Here is a 21613-nt window from a genome sequence, read left to right as displayed (position 1 = left end):
TTATCAACCGAATTATTCCAGTGGGCGTGTTTTTGTTTCCCCACAGTAATAGTTAAGGTATGTTATATATGAAATAGATTTTATATATATTTGAAAAAACAGGAGGAGGTTTATTGTGAACGGTATTTATCTTGTCATTATTGCTGCACTTTGGCTGACATTAGCTTATCGTATTTATGGTTCTTTCATTGCCGCTAAAGTACTTACTCTAGACGCAGAGCGGGCTACACCGGCAGTACGTATGGACGATGGCCGGGATTATGTTCCAACAAACAAATGGGTTACTTTTGGTCATCATTTTGCGGCTATAGCAGGTGCTGGACCTTTGGTCGGTCCAGTTATTGCTGCACAATTTGGCTATCTGCCAGGAACTTTATGGTTATTAATTGGTGCAGTTTTCGCTGGTGCTGTCCATGATATGGTTATTTTGTTTGCCTCAGTCCGCCACAATGGTCTATCAGTAGCACAAATCGCAAAAAAAGAAGTAAGTAATATATCCGGTTTTTGTACTTCGATTGCGGTCTTATTTTTGCTAATTATTACTCTTGCTGGTATGGCTGTAGTTGTAGCGAATGCCTTGTACAACAGTCCTTGGGGTACATTTACCGTTGCTGCGACGATTCCTATTGCAATTTTTATTGGTATTTATTTGCGCTGGTTGCGCCCTGGTAAAATTCAAGAAGCTTCTGTCATTGGCGTTTTGTTGGTTTTGGCGGCCGTTTTTATCGGTCCTTGGATACAACATTCTTCCTTGGCACCATATTTTACATTTGATGTAAGGCAATTATCTATTATGCTAGCCTTTTATGGATTTTTCGCTGCTGCGTTGCCCGTATGGCTGTTGTTAGCGCCTCGAGATTATCTGAGTACTTATATGAAAATTGGTACAATCGCAGCTTTGACAATTGGTATTATTGTAGTTAGACCAGACATCCAAATGCCTGCATTTAGTCAATTTGTGAATGGCGGTGGACCTGTTATTGGTGGTCCAGCTTGGCCCTTCGTTTTTATTACCATTGCCTGTGGTGCGTTATCCGGGTTTCACTCTTTAATCAGTACTGGTACAACACCTAAGATGCTGACAAATGAAAGAGAAATTCTTCCTATCGGTTATGGCGCTATGCTAGTAGAAAGCTTTGTTGCCTTAATGGCATTAATTGCTGCTACCAGCCTAAATCCTGCTGACTATTTTGCGATCAACTCGACTCCTGCGGCTTTTGCCAAATTGGGATTAGTAGTTGATCAATTGCCTCACCTGTCCGAAATGGTTGGTGAAAATATAACAGGCCGTCCGGGTGGTGCCGTTTCTTTGGCGGTTGGTATGGCTCATATTTTCTCGAAAATACCTGGTATGGAATCGTTAATGTCCTTCTGGTATCACTTTTGCATCATGTTTGAAGCATTGTTTATTTTAACACTGATTGATGCCGGTACTCGCGTTGGTCGTTATTTATTACAGGAGATGGGCGGAGTAATCTATAAACCACTCAAAAATACTCACTGGTGGCCTGGCATTATCTTTACAAGCGCCTTGATTTGTTTTGCTTGGGGCTATCTAGTACTGCAAGGTAATATTTCCACGATTTGGCCCTTATTTGGTGTTTCAAATCAATTATTAGGTACTCTGACTCTTGCAATTGGTACGACAATGCTCTTTCGTATGGGACGCGGGCGATACGCCTGGATCACAATCATGCCAATGATTTTCTTGGCAACTGTCACGTTTACTGCAGATTATATGAACATTTTCAATACATATTTGCCAGCGAAGAATTATCTTCTGGCTGGCGTAAGTGGTGTAATGTTTGTTTTGGTAATCGTTGTTCTTGTTGACTCAGTTATCCGCTGGGTAAAGCTATCACGAACGATTCCACCTGATTATAGCGAATCAGCAAAACCTAAGACAATTCTTAGTTAGAGTCAATTAAAAAAGGTTAAGAAAAGAAGCTCCGCGAGTTGGAGCTTCTTTTTTGCGGAATCAGAAGCATAACACTTTCTCTGCCTGCGTCCGAGGACTTGGCACAAGCCAAGTCTTTTCTTATGGTATCAGAATTTATAAGTTTCTAGTTAAAAAGATTGAACCACAAAGACACAATGCCGCTATCGCGGCACACAAAGAAGATGGGAATGAAATGGATAGAACCCCTTTGTGACCTTTGTGTCTTTGTGGTTCAAAAAGGACGCGTAGCGTTTTTCTTATTTATAATCATGATTGCATAGATGATATGATTTATATATAATGAATTGGAAACATGTGGGTTCATAGGGGGTTATAAGATGATAGATATGCCAGCCATCATTTCAAACACTGTAATCGATAATATAAAGGGATGGAGCACTGATATAAAAATACCGGATATGTCTTCTGTAATTGCTGTTTTAAAAGAGACTTGGGATCTACAGACCTTTACCAACTTAGAGCAGGGAAAGGTCGCAGTTCCTGATGATGTAATAAATCAATCGCTGGCAGCCACGTTAGAGGGTAATGACCAGGTAAAGGAATTGTCGATTACATCATTAGACGATAAAAAGATAAAGATTACAGCATTAACAAAAACAGCAGGGCACATTATTTTTATATGCCGTGTGGAACAGTTTGAACATAATAAGGATTATTCTGTAATGAAGCTGAAAATTTTAGATAAAAAACTGCCTGATAAGCCGATTGTATCCTGGATTTTTTCTAAAGTAAGTTTGGCTATGGTAACTAAGCTAGTAGGTAATGTAAATCCGGGACAAGGCTTAGCAGTGAAAATTACTGGCAACGAGGTAACCCTTGATTTTCATCAAGCCTTATATAATTCTTCACTTGGTGGTGTCGATATACTAGGTTATAAGCCACTAGACGCTATGATTATTACGGAAGCAGCACCGCAAAAAGGGTTTGTAAATTTTACAACTTCTATTGATATGCCAGACAATGTTAAAAACATGATTAAGAATGTGCTGCCTTAAAGTTAAGAAGATAAAATCCTAGACCTAGAGGGCAGCAAAAAAACAGGCATTGTCACAATGCCTGTTTTTTGCCCTTCTAGGATAAAGAAGACTTGATTCAGATGGAGTTTTAACTCCATCTGAATCTTAGCCCTTCTTATCCAGGGACTTAGCCGCTCTTAACTCCCACTTATATAAGTGAGCCTTGGGTCCGGAGACCCTTAGAGCGAACTTATTTCGAGTTTACAGCCTGTTTCCCTGACCGTCAAGGGCAGGGAATTACAGACTGTTAACGAGATGAAGATGGGAGTCTTAGAGCGGTTTAGTCATCGGATAAAAGATACCCTTCAAAGAGATATGTTATAGTTTTAGATCATAGGTACATAATCTGGGGTGCACATGCGGAGGATAGTAATATCCTTCTCTGTGGAAAGATCAATAAGCTTTTCGTCGGTGGTACGTACAATTGGAGTATTAGAGTTAGACGCAGGGAAGAAAATGATGGTTGCCTCTCGGTTATCACTGAGCATAACGTTACAATTGACAAGAGAATCACGAACTTGCTGCGTAAATAATTGACAAATGGAAGGATCTAATTTGCCAAACATTTCGTTAGATAAGATGTTAAGAGCAGTAAATGGGTTACAATACTCTTCCCGATAGGAGTTATTATGAAAAATATTCGCAATGGCAATGATCTTAGCATATTTATGAATTTTGGAACCGTCAACGCCCATAGGAGCTCCTGTCCCATCTAAGTATTCGTGGTGTTGTAGTACGCTGAGGATAATTTCATCGGGAATACCTTTTACACTTCTGAGTAGCTTTGCACCATTAATCGTATGAGATTGAGGCTCAGGGAGATTATCGGAGCTAACTACCATTCTGCCAATATCATGAAGCAATCCAGCTAAGGTTAACGCTTTCATTTCTTCTTCATTAAAATGCAATTGTCGGCCAATTATGCCGCAAATATAGGATACCATTACGGTATGATGGGATATTTTGGTAGCAAGTTGGAAGTCATTAATTAACAGATAATCCATAAGAGCAGGTCCCGTTGTTAAGATTGAAGAATAAATAGCAAAAGAAGTATCTTTAAGAGATAAAATTGGTACTTTATTTTTGCTACGTACAAAATCAAAGGAATTTTCTGCTGAAGTTGTAATAGAGTCGTATTCTTGTAAAAACTGAATACATTCTGGAGAAACAAAAAATGAGGAAGGCGCTGCCTTCGGCTGGGCTGCCTCTTGCGTTGGCGGATCTTGATCATCCTCTATATTAATGAAGACGTAATTTACGTCCCACATACTTAATAATGAGATTGTCCGCTGGCTTATTGTACTTCCCTTGCCCAACAGAGTTTTTCCGTTAGGAGTAATGACGGCATCACTAAGAATTAAGCCTGGTGTTAAATCGTTTACTGAAATCATTTTGTTAGCGATAGGAATCAACTCCTCTAAAATTATAGCGATCATTTTAAGTCTAAAAATGTAATATTAGGGACTAATTTTGAAGTATATGTATTATTATACATGCTTAACCGAAATTACCAAAGTAAATTAGGCAGAATAGTAAACTTATTTTATGGTTCTCCTTTTGCAAGTTACAGAATGAGAGTTATAATGGCAATTAGAGGGTAAAAATTGAGTAAACACGGAGGAAAAGAAAATTGATATATTTTATTAAATTTCTATATAGTACATTTTTGTTCCCCCCAGGGATTTTTATTGTCGGATTTTGCTTATTCTGTCTTTTATTATATCGTCAAAAATCTGTATTTACAAAAGGGGCTGTGCTACTGACTTTCCTATTTTATTTAAGCACCATTCCCTATGTAAGTGATCGAATTATCGGTTCTTTAGAAAGTGCATATCAACCTCCTCGGATTATAAATGGGGATGTGATTATCATGCTGGGGGGCGGTGCAACTCTAGATACACCGAATGTATATGGTTTAGGTCATTTATCCGGCTTTGCTGCCAACCGTCTTTTAACTTGCGCCCAGCTCTATCAAAAGCTTCATATTCCCATTATTGTGTCAGGGGGAAAGGTACTAGAGACAACGGGTAGTGAAGCCGACATTTCTAAAGTGATTTTAATCGGCCTCGGTGTTCCCGCGGAGAAAGTAATTGTAGAGAATAAAAGCTTAAATACCACAGAAAATGCCAAATTTACGAAGGAATTAGTAGAACAGTATGGTTTTAGACAGCCTATTCTCGTGACATCGGCGTTTCATATGGAGAGGTCCGTACTGCAGTTTAGAAAAGTTAATGTAGCTGTTACGCCTTATCCAACAGATTATCAGACCAATGTAGAACGAAAATTTCAGCCTCATCAATTATGGCCTTCAGCAAGTGCCCTTTTAGATATCAGTTTAGCGCTAAAAGAGTATGTAGGAATTTTAGCTGTAAAGTGGTACTGAGTACTTTTGTAATATAGTGTTAGAGTTTTATAAAATACTGGGTGTAGACATTTGCTATATAAGACTGTTACAATAATGCAAGGATCAAATATGATAAGATAGTATAAATCATTTAATAATAAAAATATTTAAGAAAAGAAGTGAAGATATGATAGGTGTAAGCAAATTGCTTTGTGATACAGAAAATTTTGGGGATAAACTACGTTATGCTCCGGGTGTTCATGGACAACGGCATGGTGCTGCTCATGGTATGGGGCCTGTGCTTTCTTGGAATATTACTAGAACCTGTAATTTAAAGTGCGTACACTGCTACTCTGATTCCGACGGCAAAAAGTATGAAGGCGAATTAACAACAAAAGAAGCCAAAAAATTTATTGATGACTGTGCTGATTTTAAGGTGCCAGTATTGTTATTATCAGGAGGGGAACCTTTAATCCGTCCTGATGTATTTGAATTAGTAGAACATGCGAATAAACATAATATACGTGTTACTTTTTCTACGAATGGTACTTTAATTGATAAACAGTTAGCAAAAGATATTAAAGCATTAAATGTAGGCTATGTTGGCATTAGTCTTGACGGATTAGGTGAGGCTAATGATAAGTTTCGTGGTAAGGCAGGAGCTTTTGATAAGGCGTTAGAAGGTATTCGAAACTGCCTAGAAGTTGGGCAGCGCGTCGGATTGCGTTTTACCATTAACCGCTATAACTTCCATGATCTAGAGAACATCTTTCGGCTTATTAAAGAAGAAAAGATTCCTCGAGTCTGTTTTTATCACCTAGTGTATTCGGGTAGAGCTTCGCAAATGATGGAACATGATGTTACTCATGAGGAGTCGCGTCAGGCGATGGATCTCATCATGAGTAAGGCATTAGAATTAGATAAAACTTGTGAAATCCTGACAGTTGATAATCATGCTGATATTGTATACTTGTATTTACAATCTCTAAAAAAAGATCCTGTGCGTGCGGAAAAAATATGGGAGTTAATGATGCGTAATGGTGGCAATCGTTCTGGTATTGCCTTTGGTAATGTTGATCCATTGGGTAATGTTCATTCCGATCAATTTACGCAAAATTACACTTTTGGCAATGTTCGTGATCGTTCTATTGGGGATATATGGAAAGATGAGTCAAACCCGATATTAGCGGGTTTAAAGGAGCGCAAGTCTTTATTACAAGGCCGTTGCGGTATCTGTAAGTGGTTAACGGTTTGTAATGGTAATTTCCGCGCCCGTGCTGAAGCTGCTACTGGTAATTTCTGGGAGTCAGATCCAGCTTGTTATTTAACAGATGAGGAAATCGGAATCAGTAAATAAGATATAACTAGGCTTGCTGTCATCTGAGGGTGACAGCTTTTTTTATTGGGTAGATAGCATCCAATATTAGAGAGGAAAAAGATAATTAACAGGAAAAAATAGGACAATGGAGAACATTATAGCAGATGATAATCCATATAATGGGAGTGTAGGTGTTGAATATGATTTGTGGGAGGAACTATATGCAAAGGGCAATTATAGGATACACAAATGGATTGAATGCCGATTTTACTGTCCTAGTTGTACAGGAAGCATATCGGCTGCAGCTAAAATATAAAACAAAATTATCGATACATTACAAGGATTATAAAGAAATAGCAAGCACAGATTTTGGTTTGCTTGTTGGGTTACAAGTAAGGAAAGATGACGAGGTCCTTATTTCCAGTAAAGAAAATTTTTCTAGTGATGCAGTTCAAGAAATGGTTAGATTTTTAGAAAATAAAGAGGAACAGGTTTGTGATTTAAGTAGAAGGTTTAATAGTATTTTAGGACTAATTTCGGATGGAATTAGTTTGCTAGACAAAAAAGGATACATAGTTTTTGTGAATGCTGTTTTTTCAAGTTTAGTACAGCGATTAAGCGAAGATTTACAGGGGAAGCACATAAGTGAAGTGGCTTCTAATGTATGGGAAAATCGGGATCTATCAAAGTCTAGCGCTCCTGCTATAGTTCCCTTGCAATATGTAATAAGACCAATTCTTGCTGACGACGTAGAGATAGGTTATATTATCTTAATTAAAGATGATCGAGAAGTGAATTGTTTAAAAGAAAAAAATAAAATACTCAAATTGAAAGCGGAAAATATGGAAAAGCAGCTAGCAAAAGAGAAAGAAGCAAACTGGCATCCCTATCAGTATATAGGGCAATCCTCGGAGAAAAATTTTATTAAAAAGATTAAAATGGATCCGGCATTTGAAAAATTTATTGGTATGAATGAACAAGTTTTGAATGCCATAGCACTGGCAGCTAAAGCAGCTAAAGTTCAATCTACGGTTTTAATTACTGGGAAAAGTGGAACGGGCAAGGAAGTAGTCGCTGAAGGGATTCATTTAGCTAGCCCAAGAGCAAAACAACCTTTTATAAAGATTAATTGTGCTGCCATTCCAGGGGCTTTATTGGAAAGTGAATTATTTGGGCATGAAAAGGGTGCTTTTACAGGAGCAATAAAGCGAAAGCTAGGAAAATTTGAGTTGGCAGATGGTGGAACTTTGTTTTTAGATGAAATTGGTGAAATGGAAATGAGTATGCAGACGAAATTGCTAAGGATTTTACAAACCAGTAGTTTTGAACGAGTTGGTGGAGAAGAAACGATAATGGTTAACGTTAGGATTCTAGCTGCCACTAACCAAAATTTAGAGGTTATGGTAAAGGAAGGGCGTTTTAGGGAAGATCTTTATTATCGTTTGAATGTTATTCCTGTATCTTTGCCACCTTTAAAAGATCGAAAAGATGATATCCCTTTATTAGTAGATTTCTTTCTGAAAAAATTTAATAAAGATTTTGGTAGAGGAATATTAGGAATTAAAAAAACTACTATGGATGCGTTAATAAGCTATGACTGGCCAGGAAATGTGAGGGAGTTAAAAAATACAATTGAAAGAGTGGTTGCTCTAGCAGATAATCAGTACATTGAATTAAGCGATTTAAATCCGTCAATTCTCCAAAATACAAAAAGTAAAATTGATAATAAAGTAGAACCAATGTTTACTTCTCTAGTGCAAGGGGATATATTCCTTCTAGAGGAATATGAAAAACAAGTTATTAAAGCCGCGTTACAAAAATATGGTAGTTATACTGCAGCAGGTAAAGTCCTTGGTATAACACATAAAACGGTTGCCGCGAAGGCACAAAAATATGGTATCGATAAGAATATTGAAAATGGATAATAAAGATAAATCCCTCTAACAAATTTGATAGAGGGATTTATCTTTACGTAGTATTGGAGCAAAATTCCCTGTTGCGGGGAATTAATTCCTAAAATGCTTGTGAAAAATTGAGTGTACCTAATTTGTCGATTGAAATAATATACGGTGTAATCCTTAAAAAGTGCGCGGCAAGCTTAGCGGGAAGGAAAAGTCACATGGGTTTTAGTTTTTTATTAAACCTTGGCATATAACTTGCAATTGATAGTAGTAACTGTTAGTAACAAATTAACTTAAAGAGAAAGGAGGCATTTGTTACTATCTAGGTAAAGGCATAAGAGAAATGAGTATAAGGAGGAGTTAAGTTTATGTCACTCATATTAGCGGAATTTATGGGCACGACAGTCCTGACTACCTTTGGATGCGGTGTTTGTGCGAATGTCAATTTAAATCGATCAAGAGCGAATGTTAGCGTATTAGGTGGCGGATGGATTACGATCACAGCAGGATGGGCATTCGCGGTAATGCTCGGCGCATTTGTTAGTAATGCGCTGGGTGGTGCGGGGGAATTAAATCCAGCGCTTGTTTTATTTAAGGTACTTGCCGGTGCCTATACGGTTCCAGTGGCGATTCCTATTATGATTGCTGAAGTAGTTGGTGCTATGCTTGGTGCTGCTATGGTTTGGTTGGCCTATCTTCCTCACTGGGAAGTTACGGAAGATAAAGGAGCTATTTTGGGGACGTTTGCTACTGGAGCAATGATAAAAAATGATATGGCCGCTTTTCTATGTGAAGTAATAGCAACTACATTCTTATTTATTTGTCTTACTGCTTTTGGCAGTAAATTAGTAACAGGAACTGGCATGACACCTGGTTTTGGCAATTATTTAGCTGCTATGTGCATCTGGGCTTTAGGCTTAAGTTTAGGCGGACCCAGTGGATATGCCTTGAATCCAGCTCGTGACCTTGGTCCTCGTATCATTCATGCAATTTTACCGATTTCTACAAAGGGCAGCTCTGATTGGGGATATGTTTGGGTGCCTATCTTTGGTCCATTCCTTGCAGCGTTTGTTGCATACGGGGTTTGTATAAGCACAGGGTTGCTTTAATAGATAAGACTTGATGCAGGTGGGTTAAAAACCCATTTGCATCAAGTTTTTTTATTTAAAAAAGAAAAGGTTTCTATAAAGTTTTTTGAAAGTTTACTAATTGAATTTTATGGATACTTTGATGTACTATAGTACTAGGAATAAAAGTGAAATTTTTACTTAATAGGGGGATATATTGTGGATATAAAAACAATCAAAGAAACCGCAAAGGGAAAAATGGCTGGAAAATGCCGAGTATGTCCTATTTGTAATGGAAAAGTTTGCGCAGGAGAAGTCCCTGGCATGGGGGGGGCTGGGACAGGAGAGGCTTTCGCAGAGAACGTAAAGGCTCTTGCCAGGGTGAAATTGAATATGCGAACGATACATAGTGCATTAGAGCCTGATACCAGCGTGAAGATGTTTAATCAGCAGTTTAAAACCCCAATCATGGGTGCGCCAATTACTGGAGCAGTGATTAATGCCGGGGATGCATTAAATGAGCTGCAAATGGTTTCTGCTATTGTAGAAGGTAGTAACTCGGCTGGAAGTATAGGATGGATAGGTGATCCTGCAAATCCTAGCCTGTACGAAGACGGTCTGGAATCAATTCGTCTAGCAGGACAAGGAGTTGCAATTATCAAGCCACGTCTTGATCTAAAAGAAATTAAAGAACTTTTCAAACTAGCTGAGAATGCTGGAGCGATCGCTTTAGGAGTAGACCTCGATGGAGCTGGACTCATCACGATGGCTTTAAAAGGACAACCTGTTGGACCGAAAACCAAAAAGGAACTTACTGAATTAATACAGTCTACTAAATTGCCTTTCATTGTTAAAGGCATCATGACGGCAGAAGAAGCGATCAAATGCGTAGAAGTGGGAGCTAAGGCGATTGTAGTATCTAATCATGGAGGTCGAGTGTTAGATCATACCCCTGGTGCAGCAGATGTGTTACCTCAAATTGCTAAAGCCGTAAAAGGAAAGATAACCATTTTGGCTGATGGTGGTGTACGTTCTGGAGCCGATGTATTAAAACTCTTGGCACTAGGTGCAGATGGAGTCTTGCTTGGTCGTCCGCTGATTGTTGGTGCTTATGGCGGCGGTACAGAGGGCGTTAAAACTATTATTGAAAAATATACCAGCGAGTTAAAAGCCGCAATGATTTTGACAGGCTGTAAAAGCATCAAGGATATTGGGCCAGAAGTTTTGTGGCATAGATAGGGAAATGCTCTTTTCAAACGCCAGAGATAATAGACAAAGATAATTGAACCACAAAGACACAAAGGACACAAAGAATTTTCATCAGTGAAGGGTTTGTTGTGTTCTTCTTTGTGTGCCACGATAGGGGCATTGTGTCTTTGTGGTTCAAAAAATTAGTATAAGAAGCTAGATTTCTTTCAGTTGAGCAAGTTTGTTGAAAAAACTGCGATAAGCCCAATAACTGGCGACAAAAGAAGAGATGCTTACAGCACCGGCAAGCATAAAGGCAACCATAATTTGATATTTGATGGCTGTTTCTGGAGCAACTCCTGCTAAAATCAGACCTGTCATCATCCCTGGGAGCTGGACAATTCCTAAGGTTTTCATAGAATCAAAGGTGGGCAACATAGCGGTTCTAATACTGTCTCTTATCAGGGAGAGGGAAGCTTCTTTCGGTGGAGCCCCTAGGCAGAGTTTGACTTCCACCTCTTCTCGTTTCGTTTGAAAATTCGTCAGGAGACTTTTAAATAATAGGCTAGTGGCTACCATTGAATTACCTACGACCATGCCACTAATGGGGATGACTTGGCTAGGCTCGTAGGGAATGGCCTTAAAACTAACTAATCCGCCCAGGGTGATGACCAGACCAGTAAAGATAGCGGCGAAGGAGATCAACGTGGCCTGTTCAATACCTGCGCCTCGTTTCGCAGCAACTGTAGAAGCATTATAGACCATGATCACTAGAATAATAGTTGTAAAGAATAAATTATCAAGGGCAAAAATAAATTTTAAAACAAAACCGATAAGAGTTAGTTGTACTACTGCACGTAGACTGCCAATGAGCATGTCCTTTTCTAACCCAAGTTTCTCTTTATAAGATAAAGCGAGAGATAGAAGTACTAAGCTAAAGGTTAGAATAAGAGATAGATTATTCATAAGCTTCTCCTTTTTGTGAAAAAAAATCAATACTGGCACCAAAAAAACGAATAGTACCTGCTTCAAGATAGAGAATCTTTTGTGCTAAACGCTTTGCTTGCGAAATATTGTGGGTAATAAATAATAGGGTTGTATTGTGAGCCTGTTGTTCATGAATGAGTAGCTTTTCAATGAGCAGAGTGTTTTCCTCATCCAGGGCCGCTGTTATTTCATCTAATAATATAATTTCCGGTTTCATTAATAAGGAACGAATCAACGCAATACGTTGCTGCTCACCGCCTGATAGGGCGGTGTTCTTTTTTTCTAGGATATTTTTGGGCAAATTTGCTTTCGATAAATAGTTGAATATCTCATCTAGGTTAGGTTCTTGATTAAGTAATTGATAAGGATAAAATAAATTTTCTTGTACAGATGTACCAAATAAATATGGTTTTTGTAAAATATAGCTAATGCTGCGTCGTAGCTCTGTAGGGGCATAGTCTTGAATATTTTTGTTTTTATATAATACCTCACCTTGTATTGGACTAAAAAGTAAGTTTAAAAGGCGAAAGAGAGAAGATTTGCCTGATCCTGACGGCCCAATAAGACCAACCCGCTCTCCTTTTTGTACCGAAAAGGAGATATTATGTAAGATGACTTGCTTATTTAGAATGAGTTGGACATTATTACATTGCAGTATATTCACGGTATCACCTCAAAAATAGTATAGATATATCATATCACAAGATACTTATTTCATAGGGTATAGATTGAGCAAATAAGACGCAAGATAAAAGAAAAGCTAGCTCAGCCCTACTTCTTTAATTACGGGCTAAATACCTTCTATTGAGTGAAGTTTGGTAAATAAGAAGCTTTCACAGTTTTGTGGGAGTTTTTTATTGTTTTTAATAAATTTTTTATTGCACTTTTGCTAGTGTATGATACAATCAAATCGGTGCTTTTTTTGCTATCTAAATAGGAGCAAAAAAATGCAAAAAATAACAAACAGGATGGGAGAGGGATATGAATAGTTCATTCAAATTAACAAAAGTAGCTGTAGAAAAATTGGCACAGCAATACGATACTCCTTTATTGGTAGTATCATCAGAGCAAGTAGAACGTAATTATTCTTTTTTGGCGAATTATTTACCGGGGGTTAAGTTACATTATGCGGTAAAAGCCAATCCTCATGAAGCAATTATCCGGAAACTGGCTGAACTAGGCTCCTATTTTGATGTGGCCTCAGATGGCGAGATGCAATTTCTAACAGAGATGGGCATAACGTCAGAACGTATGGTATATGCCAATCCTGTGAAAACAGCCAATGGGCTTAAGGTAGCCAAAGATACCGGTGTATATAAATTTACTTTTGATAGTGAAAGCGAAATTAGCAAAATGGCCAAGGCGATACCTGGCGGTACTGTATTACTTAGAGTTAGAGTGGACAATCCCAATGCCTTGGTAGATTTAAATAAAAAATTTGGTGCCCATCCTGAAGATGTATTGCCACTTTTAGAATTAGCTCGTCAGCAAGGGCTTGATGTTGCTGGTTTGTGTTTTCATGTAGGCAGTCAATCTTCTAGTGCTGATGCTTATATGGAAGCTTTAGAAATTTTCCGTGACCTGTTCGATAAAGCGAAGGAAGCTGGTTTTGCACTGCGAATTCTGGATATTGGCGGTGGATTCCCAATTCCAGCAATTAATGAGACTACTGATATTATTGCCATGCTACAAGCCATACGGGATGGACTTGAGAAATATTTTCCTGATACGGAAATATGGGCGGAGCCAGGGCGTTTTATATGTGGTACGGTAGCTAATTTGATTACTCGTGTTATTGGCACACAAAAACGTAATGGTAAACAGTGGTACTTTTTAGATGATGGGTTGTATGGCACATTTTCTGGTGTTATTTTTGATCATTGGGATTTTGAATTAGAGACATTTAAAAAGGATGAGAATATACCTGCTACCTTTGCAGGACCGAGTTGTGATTCTTTAGACATTATGTTCCAGGACAAAATGACGCCTCCGCTAGCCATTGACGATTTGATTTTAGTGCCCAATTGTGGGGCATATACCTCCGCATCAGCGACCGTTTTTAATGGTTTTTCCAAAACTCCTATTCTAGTGTGGGAAGAAATCCAGGATAAAGCGTAAATCAAAATGAAAATCGGGGATGCCTTCGGCGTCCCTTTTATATTTTTTTTATTGCAGAATTAGTAATAAAAGGTTAAACTAAAAAAAATGTCGAATTTGGAAATAGGAATGAATCGATAAGGTGGATGTATTGAAAAGATGGACATGAACACTCTTGATAAAATTGTTAAAAATACAATTGCCGCTGTCGAGAATGGAAAAACGCAGATCTATGATATTTACGAAGCTGCTCGCAATGAAGTTGAAAATATAAAAAAGGACGTAGAACGTATCAAGCAAGAAACAGTTAGCATTATATTTACAGTCGATGATTTAGAAAAAAAGGAACGGCGTTCTAGACTTAAGTTAATGGAGGTAAGTCGTAATTTTAGCGTATTTACTGAAGAAGATATTAAAGCGGTATATGATGATGCTAAAAACTATCAAATTCAGCTGGCTGTAGCCAGAGCGCAAGAACAAAATCTGCGGCGTCAACGAGATGAACTGGAAGTTAGATTACGCTCTTTAAAAAATACAGTGGCGAAGGCAGAGGGATTAACAACCCAGGTCGGAGCGGTGCTCGGATACTTGGGAGATGAGATGGGTAATGTTGTAATGAAGATTGAATCTTTACAACAAAGCCAAGTCTTTGGGGCCAAGATAATTAAGGCCCAGGAAGAAGAACGACGTAGAGTATCTCGAGAAATTCATGATGGACCAGCACAAGCTATGGCAAATATTGTTTTCCGTGCGGAAGTTTGTGAACGGCTGATTGATATTGATGTAATCAGGGCCAAAAAAGAAATAACGGATCTGCGGGAACAAGTGCGTATGTGTTTAAAAGAAACGAGAAAAATTATCTTCGACTTACGCCCGATGACGCTTGATGATTTGGGTTTGATACCGACAATGAAACGTTTTTTGGATGCAGTCAAAGAACGGAGTGGAATTATCTCTGAAGTTAGAGTGTTGGGTACAGAGCGAAGGTTGGATTCTTATGTGGAAACCGGTCTTTTTCGAATTTTTCAAGAAGCCGTTACAAATATTGAGAAACATGCCAAAGCGAGTATAATTTCCCTTGTGATAGAATTTCGTTCAAATTTATTGTTCGCTACAATTGAAGACAATGGCGAAGGTTTTGAGATGGTAGATAATTTTGGTAGTGAAAGTTTTGGTTTGCTAGGTATGCAGGAAAGAGTAAATCTTTTGAATGGTGAACTAACAATTAAATCAGAATTAACGGTAGGTACAAAGATTATTATTAAGGTAAATTTAAAGTAGTAGGGGGATACGTAAAGTATATTCCTATTACTTTTTTTCGTTGAATTAAAAAAATGTAGTTTCTAGTTTGTATTTTTTATTCATTTTACGAATGGATTATAGTAGATTTATGTGGATGTTTGTTATAATATAACAATTATAATATGTCATAATGACCGTAAAATCTTGTTAATTAGAAGAGTATTTTATTACAAGGGATGGATGGCATGAATCATCAATTTAAAATTCTAATTGCCGACGATAGTAAATTGGAACGTCAAATATTATGCAACAACCTTATCTCTTGGGGCTATAAGGTTTACGAAGCTGCGAACGGTAGAGAAGCTCTTGAAATGTTTGACAAAATTGGGCCTGATTTGCTCATCCTAGATGGAATTATGCCAGAGATGGATGGCTATGCTGTATGTGAATATTTGCAGCAGGAAAGAAAGAGAAGCAAAACCCCCATTATATTAATTACAGCATATGATAATGAAGAAGCTGTGGAGCGGGCCTTTGTAGCAGGCGCCGGTGAGTATTTAACAAAACCTGTGTACTGGAACGTCTTAAAGTATCGTATAAAAAGGATTTTACTCGCAAGGCAGGCGGAGATCGCATTAGGAAAAAGTGAAGAGAAATTGCAAGGTATTTTAAGCAATGCTGTAGTCGGAATTGGAATGCTGAATGAGCGTGGTCACTGTATTTATGCCAATCAAAAACTTGTAGAGATGTTAGGATATTCCATGGAAGAGTTATATAATATTACCTTAGAACAGGTAACGCATCCTGATGATAAATCAGTTATGAGAGAGCAAGTAAAAAAGTTGGTTAAGAATAAGAAGCAGGAATATCATATTGAACGGCGCTATATTAGAAAAGATAAAACTATTTTTTGGGCTCGATTGTCTGCATCCGCGGTATACGATGAAGAACGGAACATCAAGAGTATTATCGGAATTGTCATTGATATTACAGATCGCAAGGCAATGGATGCTCAACTAAGTTTACAAAATCAATATTTATTAGCATTAAATGAAGTATCGTTGCAATTGCTAAATCGTTTAGATCTTGATGATGTGTTGGCTATGATCGTGACTCAGGCTGTGAAATTGTTTGATAATGCAAGTGGCAGTTTGTATCTTTTAAAACCTGGTAATGTGGAGGCCGAGCTTAAGTTTGCGGTTGGAAAGGAAGAAGATGACCTAGGCGAAATTCGGTATAAAGATGAGGGTATTCTTGGTGAAGTGTTTAACACGGGTGAGACCATTATCATAAATGATTATCAGAAAAGGGCAAATTCTATATCAAGTCACAATATGGAATGCGGTGGAGTTATTATTGGAATGCCTCTGTTTTCGGATAAAAGAGTTGTTGGTGTCATTTCTATTTACATTAACGAGCCAGGCTGGGAATGTACCCAGGAGCAAAAATTCTTGTTAGAACGTTTTATTGGCTTAGCTTCCGTTGCCTATGATAATGCAGTGCTTTATAAACAAGCCCAGGAGGAAATTGCTGAGCGTAAGCTTGTGGAAGAAAAATTACGCTATATGAGTATGCATGATTCTCTTACAGGTCTTTATAATCGTACCTATTTTGAAGAAGAAATGCAGCGTATTTCTTCGAGACATTACAAGTCGGTAGGCATCATTGTTTGTGATGTTGATGGTCTAAAAATTGTTAACGATACATTAGGACATGCTTTCGGGGACGCCTTGATTGTTGCCGCAGCGACTGCCTTACGGCGAGCTTGCCGTATAGGAGATAGGGTGGCTCGTATTGGCGGCGATGAATTCGTAATTTTATTGCCGGAGGCAGATTCTCTAGTCGTAGAAAAAGTGAGCCAAGGAATTGAGAGTAAGTTAAAAGAGGGCCAACTAGATAGGACTTTGGAAGGACAGGTTGTGCGAATTTCGATTGGCTGGGCTGTCCAGACAGGACAGAACTTAGATATACAAGAACTATTTAAAGAAGCAGATAAAAATATGTATGAGGATAAATTAAGGAATAAAAGGAGTAAACTAAATTAGATATCAGCTTACCTGTCATTTTTCATGTTAAATGGGTATAATATGCAGGTGGAAAATTACCTATTTAAGGGAGGCGAGATAGTTGCGTTTAAGGCAAACGGATACACCCTTACTAGCGGCGATGCAACATTATGTTAAAGAGGAAGTCATTCCTTTTCATACACCAGGACATAAACAAGGCAAAGGTATGCACGTTGCATTAGAAAAACTAATTGGCAAAAATGCTTTAGCTTTAGATTTGGCTTTAATGGAAGAATTGGACGATTTCCATGAACCTCATGGTTGTATAAAAGATGCGCAAGATTTAACAGCGCAGTTATATGGTGCTGATCATAGCTTTTTTGTTATCAATGGTACTACCGGTGGTATTTATGCCATGATAATGGCCGTTGCCGGGCCTGGTGAGAAGATTATCGTACCCCGTAATGCTCACCGTTCCATCATTGGCGGAATTATATTAAGCGGCGCCATTCCCATATTTATTCAGCCGGAAGTGGACAACGAGCTGGGACTTGCTATGGGTGTTACGCCGGAAATGGTTGAAGCAGCGGTGCTTGAGCACCCTGATGCCAAAGGAGTATTGGTTATAAATCCTACTTACTATGGTGTAGCTACGGATTTAGAAAGGATTGTAGCCCTTGTACATCGAAATAATATGGTAGTGTTGGTAGACGAGGCACACGGTCCTCATCTTCGTTTTAGCAGACGGTTACCGATACAAGCTTTAGATGCGGGGGCAGATGCTTGTGCCCAGAGCAGTCACAAGATTATTGGTGCCCTAACTCAATGTTCTTTAGTTCATTGCCGAGAAGGACGTGTACGGGTTCCGCATTTAAAGGCAATGCTGCAGCTAACTCAATCGACAAGTCCCAATTATATTATGTTGGCATCGTTGGATGTAGCACGCATGCAGATGGCTTTAGAAGGGCCTCAATTGATAGAAAAGGCAATTGACTTAGCCAATTGGACAAGGGCGGAAATTAATAAAATCCCTGGTTTATATTGTTTTGGTTCAGAAAAGCTTGGAGAACCAGGTGTTTTTGATTTAGATCCAACGAAAATTACAGTTACCGTGAAAGGGTTAGGCTTAACTGGCGGTGAGGCTGAACGGATACTACGCCATGAATACAAAATACAAGCTGAGTTATCAGATCTATATAATATTCTTTTTTTAATTACCTTAGGGGATGGGGAGTACGAAGTAAATGCATTGGTGACAGCTTTGAAAGATATGGCAGAAAAACATGCCAAACCTTACGACTTTTCATTAGTAGAAAAATGTATCAAAGCTCCTTATCCTACAGCGCCTCAGGGAGTGTTATCGCCTCGCGATGCTTTATTCGGAAACACTTGCATGGTGGATTTTACTCAATCCGTAGGTATGGTCTGTGCTGAGATTATTACCTTTTATCCTCCAGGGATCCCCTTGCTTTGTCCAGGGGAAAGGATTACTCAGGAAATTATTGATTACTGTCAATTGCTGCAACAAGGTGGTATGCACGTATCTGGTCCTGAAGATTATACGCTAAAAACGATTAAAGTGGTGGATTAAATGAATGGTAAATTGATTATTGTTGAAGCTGGAGATGGTTGTGGCAAAGCAACACAAACTGAAAAATTGTACAATCGCTTGGTATCGGAGGGGAAAAGTGTCCGCAAAGTGACATTCCCTGATTATCAAAGCAATTCTTCTGCTTTGATTAAAATGTATTTAAATGGTGAGTTTGGTGATAGTCCAGATGCAGTGAATCCTTATGCTGCATCAAGTTTTTATGCTGTAGATCGCTATGCATCTTATAAGCAAGATTGGGGAGAATTTTATCGTCAGGGCGGTATTATCATTGCAGACCGTTATACTACGTCTAATATGGTTCATCAGGCGGTAAAAATTATTAATGAGCAAGAAAAGGATGCTTTTTTAGATTGGTTATGGGATCTGGAATTTGCTAAATTTGGTTTGCCTATTCCTGATGCTGTTGTATTTCTTGATATGCCGCCAGCATATAGTCTTATCCTTAGACAGGAGCGGGCAAAACAGCAAGGGCAAGAAAAAGCGGATATTCATGAAAGGGATGAAAAATACTTAGAACACTGTTATTTTAATTACTGTGTTATTGCCGAAAAGTATCAATGGCATAAAATTCAATGTATTGATGGTAAAAAACTTAAAACTGTGGCACAAATCCATGAAGAAGTATACCAAAAGGTACAGGATATATTGGCTAGTAGTATGGTATAGTAGTCAATATATAGGATAGGGGGTAAGGCCATATGTTGATTGTTTTACTTGGCGCAAATGGATGTGGAAAAACAACCATAGAAAAGAGACTAGAAACCGCTGGTATGCATAGACTTCGCTCTCATACAACCCGGGCAAGAAAAATCGGTGAACCTGAGGATGCGTATTATTTTGTGAAAAAAGAGGACTTTAAAAAGGTTGATATAGTGGAAAGTGTACTATATAAAAACTCTTTTTTTGGTCTTAGCCGCGAAGAAGTCGAGAAATCAAAAACACAAGACTGTGTAGTAACCTTAGATTGGAATGGTGCTCAGCAAATTAAACACCGCATTCCTTTTGCCGTTACTGTATATATTGATTGCCCAATGTATCAACTGGAAAAACGCTTACCGATTCAAAGTGATAAAGAACAACAAATGAAAATTCTAGAACAAATACAATTAGATTCTAAGTGTGCAGAGGATTGTGATTATATTGTTCGTAATTATGATGGTCAATTAGATGACGCCTGCACTCAAATTTTAGAAATTTGTCGTGAGTACAAAAGTAAGGAACAAACTACATAATTAGCTATGAAAAAGGTGAACGCTAGCAAGATGTAGCATTCACCTTTTTGCTAATAAAAAAGTGAATTTTAACAAGATCAAATCCAATGTAAGTAAGTAGCGGTTTATGGGGAAAGGAATGATGTTTGAGAATTAATGGTATAATAAAGAAGACTTGATTCAGATGGAGTTTTAACTCCATCTGAATCTTAGTCGCACTTATCCAGGGACTTAGCCGCTCTTAACTCCCACTTATAGAAGATGGGAGTCTTAGAGCGGTTTAGTCATCGGATAAAGTAGATCAATTAAAAAATGGAGGGACTATGGACCGTTCAAAATCATTAGGGGAAGAGAAAATTTCTACACTGCTTTGGCAGTTTTCCCTACCAGCCATTACGGGGATGGTAGTAAATGCTTTTTATAATGTAATTGATAGCATTTTTGTTGGTCGTGGCGTGGGTGAAGTTGGTCTCGCCGCAGTAACTATCGCTTTTCCCATTATGACGGTTTTAATGGGCTTTGGTATGTTAGTAGGTGTAGGGGCGGCTGCTACCGTTTCTCTTAGAATTGGCGAACAAAAACAACAAGAAGCCGAAAAAATACTAGGCAATGCTTTTACTCTGTCCATGATACTCTCCATTGCTTTCACAGCCTGTATACTGTTATTTCTAGATCCGATATTAAGTAGTTTAGGTGCTGAACCGACGGTGTTGCCCTATGCGAGGGACTTCACCAGGATTATAGTTCTTGGTAGTGCTTTTATGTATGTAGGTTTTGGCTTGAATAATATTGTGCGGGCTGAGGGAAATCCTAAAATGGCGATGTCTACCGTTCTCATTTCAGCAGTGTTAAATACTCTGTTAAATCCCTTATTTATTTTTGTTTTTAATCTGGGAATCAGCGGGTCTGCTTTGGCGACAATAATGTCTCAAGGGGTATCGGCTTTGTGGGTATTATTTTACTTTTTGGGAAAGAAAAGTTTGCTAAAATTACGCTCTGCCAATCTTAGATTAGAAAAAAAAATTGTGATTAATATTTTTAAGATTGGTATGTCACCTTTTTTAATGCAGATCGCTGCTAGTTTAGTAACAGTTTTATTTAACTTTACCTTATTAAAATATAGTGGAGAATTGGCGATTGCTTCCATTGGCATTATTAACCGAATGGCAATGCTTATGCTTATGCCTATTTTTGGAATCAGTCAGGGATTGCAGCCAATCATTGGGTATAACTATGGAGCGGGTAATTACGGAAGGGTTATGAAGGCTTTAAAAATAGGTATATGGGCTGCAACTTTGTTTTCAATTGTTGGCTTTATTATCATCCAAGTATTTGATAAACAAATTATTATGTTGTTTAATGATAACCCTGAACTGATTGCTATTGGTTCTGAGGCGATGCGGATTAATTTATGCATGCTGCCAGTGATTGGTTTTCAAATTATTGGAGCGAATTACTTTCAAGCTGTTGGTAAAGCAGGTTACTCCATTGTGCTTAGTATGTCGAGACAGCTAATTATACTGATTCCCCTATTGTATTTCTTACCAAAAATGTTAGGGCTGCAGGGAGCTTGGGTGGCTAGTCCTATCGCTGATTTTTCTTCTGCTTTACTGACAGGTATATTCTTGTTCTGGGAGCTTCGCAAATTAGGTGAAATGTAGAGA

General features: G+C 38.3%; 17 protein-coding genes. 14 read left to right on the top strand and 3 right to left on the bottom strand.

Going from position 1 to position 21613, the window contains the following annotated elements:
• Positions 1-115 precede the first annotated feature (115 nt).
• A complete protein-coding gene (locus UFO1_RS21585) occupies positions 116-1918 on the top strand; it encodes a carbon starvation protein A (protein WP_038674129.1) in 1803 nt (600 codons plus the stop codon).
• Positions 1919-2277: 359 nt separating this feature from the next.
• Positions 2278-2955 (top strand): hypothetical protein, encoded by a 678-nt coding sequence (locus UFO1_RS21575; protein ID WP_038674126.1) that lies wholly within the window; start codon positions 2278-2280, stop codon positions 2953-2955.
• 347 nt (positions 2956-3302) lie between these two features.
• On the opposite strand, the gene UFO1_RS21570 is transcribed toward UFO1_RS21575, so the two are convergent.
• Positions 3303-4412, bottom strand: a complete 1110-nt coding sequence (locus UFO1_RS21570) for an HD-GYP domain-containing protein (protein ID WP_236639277.1) — start codon at positions 4410-4412, stop codon at positions 3303-3305.
• A gap of 194 nt (positions 4413-4606) precedes the next feature.
• Here UFO1_RS21570 and UFO1_RS21565 point away from each other — a divergent pair, with 194 nt between their 5' ends.
• From UFO1_RS21565 to UFO1_RS21545, 5 genes are all read left to right on the top strand, one after another.
• Positions 4607-5359, top strand: a complete 753-nt coding sequence (locus UFO1_RS21565; protein ID WP_038674122.1) for a YdcF family protein — start codon at positions 4607-4609, stop codon at positions 5357-5359.
• Between the two features lie 148 nt (positions 5360-5507).
• Entirely contained in the window at positions 5508-6677 is a 1170-nt protein-coding gene (gene nirJ1, locus UFO1_RS21560) for a putative heme d1 biosynthesis radical SAM protein NirJ1 (RefSeq protein WP_038674120.1), read from the top strand.
• A gap of 182 nt (positions 6678-6859) precedes the next feature.
• A complete protein-coding gene (locus tag UFO1_RS21555) occupies positions 6860-8563 on the top strand; it encodes a sigma-54-dependent Fis family transcriptional regulator (RefSeq protein WP_051789046.1) in 1704 nt (567 codons plus the stop codon).
• A 344-nt stretch (positions 8564-8907) separates the two neighbouring features.
• A complete protein-coding gene (locus UFO1_RS21550) occupies positions 8908-9648 on the top strand; it encodes an MIP/aquaporin family protein (protein WP_038674118.1) in 741 nt (246 codons plus the stop codon).
• Positions 9649-9825: 177 nt separating this feature from the next.
• Positions 9826-10845 carry an alpha-hydroxy-acid oxidizing protein gene (locus tag UFO1_RS21545; RefSeq protein WP_038674117.1) on the top strand — a complete coding sequence of 340 codons (1020 nt, stop codon included), beginning with the start codon at positions 9826-9828 and terminating at the stop codon, positions 10843-10845.
• A 165-nt stretch (positions 10846-11010) separates the two neighbouring features.
• On the opposite strand, the gene fetB is transcribed toward UFO1_RS21545, so the two are convergent.
• Together fetB and UFO1_RS21535 are read right to left on the bottom strand one after the other, a co-directional pair.
• Positions 11011-11760, bottom strand: a complete 750-nt coding sequence (gene fetB / locus UFO1_RS21540; protein ID WP_038674116.1) for an iron export ABC transporter permease subunit FetB — start codon at positions 11758-11760, stop codon at positions 11011-11013.
• The gene (locus UFO1_RS21535) at positions 11753-12445 is read right to left on the bottom strand and encodes an ATP-binding cassette domain-containing protein (RefSeq protein WP_038674115.1); all 693 of its coding nucleotides are present in this window, start codon (positions 12443-12445) and stop codon (positions 11753-11755) included. Before UFO1_RS21535 ends, fetB begins: the two co-directional genes overlap by 8 nt.
• Before the next feature lie 317 nt (positions 12446-12762).
• Between UFO1_RS21535 and UFO1_RS21530 the strand changes: the two genes are divergently transcribed.
• From UFO1_RS21530 to UFO1_RS21500, 7 genes are all read left to right on the top strand, one after another.
• Complete coding sequence (locus UFO1_RS21530; RefSeq protein ID WP_038674114.1) at positions 12763-13899, top strand: type III PLP-dependent enzyme; 1137 nt, start codon at positions 12763-12765, stop codon at positions 13897-13899.
• A gap of 138 nt (positions 13900-14037) precedes the next feature.
• Positions 14038-15159 carry a sensor histidine kinase gene (locus UFO1_RS21525; protein ID WP_071842045.1) on the top strand — a complete coding sequence of 374 codons (1122 nt, stop codon included), beginning with the start codon at positions 14038-14040 and terminating at the stop codon, positions 15157-15159.
• Between the two features lie 206 nt (positions 15160-15365).
• Positions 15366-17165 carry a diguanylate cyclase domain-containing protein gene (locus tag UFO1_RS21520; protein ID WP_038674111.1) on the top strand — a complete coding sequence of 600 codons (1800 nt, stop codon included), beginning with the start codon at positions 15366-15368 and terminating at the stop codon, positions 17163-17165.
• A gap of 82 nt (positions 17166-17247) precedes the next feature.
• Positions 17248-18717: an aminotransferase class I/II-fold pyridoxal phosphate-dependent enzyme gene (locus UFO1_RS21515; protein ID WP_038674109.1), complete on the top strand. Its 1470-nt coding sequence runs from the start codon at positions 17248-17250 to the stop codon at positions 18715-18717.
• On the top strand, positions 18718-19404 hold the full coding sequence (locus UFO1_RS21510) for a thymidylate kinase (protein ID WP_038674107.1): 687 nt from the start codon (positions 18718-18720) through the stop codon (positions 19402-19404). It begins immediately after the preceding gene.
• A gap of 32 nt (positions 19405-19436) precedes the next feature.
• Positions 19437-19970 carry an AAA family ATPase gene (locus UFO1_RS21505; RefSeq protein ID WP_038674105.1) on the top strand — a complete coding sequence of 178 codons (534 nt, stop codon included), beginning with the start codon at positions 19437-19439 and terminating at the stop codon, positions 19968-19970.
• A 302-nt stretch (positions 19971-20272) separates the two neighbouring features.
• Positions 20273-21610 carry an MATE family efflux transporter gene (locus tag UFO1_RS21500; RefSeq protein ID WP_038674102.1) on the top strand — a complete coding sequence of 446 codons (1338 nt, stop codon included), beginning with the start codon at positions 20273-20275 and terminating at the stop codon, positions 21608-21610.
• Positions 21611-21613: the final 3 nt, after the last annotated feature.

The sequence above is a fragment of the Pelosinus sp. UFO1 genome, from assembly GCF_000725345.1.
GTDB lineage: Bacteria > Bacillota > Negativicutes > DSM-13327 > DSM-13327 > Pelosinus.
The sequence above is the reverse complement of the archived record's forward strand: the minus strand, read 5'-3'. Positions and strand labels throughout refer to the sequence as shown.

What these genes read in the sequence shown, in the direction of transcription:
- nirJ1 (WP_038674120.1), top strand. Translation starts at nt 5,508, where the DNA reads ATGATAGGTGTAAGCAAATTGCTTTGTGATACAGAAAATTTTGGGGAT.
- UFO1_RS21520 (WP_038674111.1), top strand. Translation starts at nt 15,366, where the DNA reads ATGAATCATCAATTTAAAATTCTAATTGCCGACGATAGTAAATTGGAA.
- UFO1_RS21570 (WP_236639277.1), bottom strand. Translation starts at nt 4,412, where the DNA reads ATGATCGCTATAATTTTAGAGGAGTTGATTCCTATCGCTAACAAAATG.
- UFO1_RS21510 (WP_038674107.1), top strand. Translation starts at nt 18,718, where the DNA reads ATGAATGGTAAATTGATTATTGTTGAAGCTGGAGATGGTTGTGGCAAA.
- UFO1_RS21550 (WP_038674118.1), top strand. Translation starts at nt 8,908, where the DNA reads ATGTCACTCATATTAGCGGAATTTATGGGCACGACAGTCCTGACTACC.
- UFO1_RS21525 (WP_071842045.1), top strand. Translation starts at nt 14,038, where the DNA reads ATGGACATGAACACTCTTGATAAAATTGTTAAAAATACAATTGCCGCT.
- fetB (WP_038674116.1), bottom strand. Translation starts at nt 11,760, where the DNA reads ATGAATAATCTATCTCTTATTCTAACCTTTAGCTTAGTACTTCTATCT.
- UFO1_RS21505 (WP_038674105.1), top strand. Translation starts at nt 19,437, where the DNA reads ATGTTGATTGTTTTACTTGGCGCAAATGGATGTGGAAAAACAACCATA.
- UFO1_RS21500 (WP_038674102.1), top strand. Translation starts at nt 20,273, where the DNA reads ATGGACCGTTCAAAATCATTAGGGGAAGAGAAAATTTCTACACTGCTT.
- UFO1_RS21575 (WP_038674126.1), top strand. Translation starts at nt 2,278, where the DNA reads ATGATAGATATGCCAGCCATCATTTCAAACACTGTAATCGATAATATA.
- UFO1_RS21530 (WP_038674114.1), top strand. Translation starts at nt 12,763, where the DNA reads ATGAATAGTTCATTCAAATTAACAAAAGTAGCTGTAGAAAAATTGGCA.
- UFO1_RS21555 (WP_051789046.1), top strand. Translation starts at nt 6,860, where the DNA reads ATGCAAAGGGCAATTATAGGATACACAAATGGATTGAATGCCGATTTT.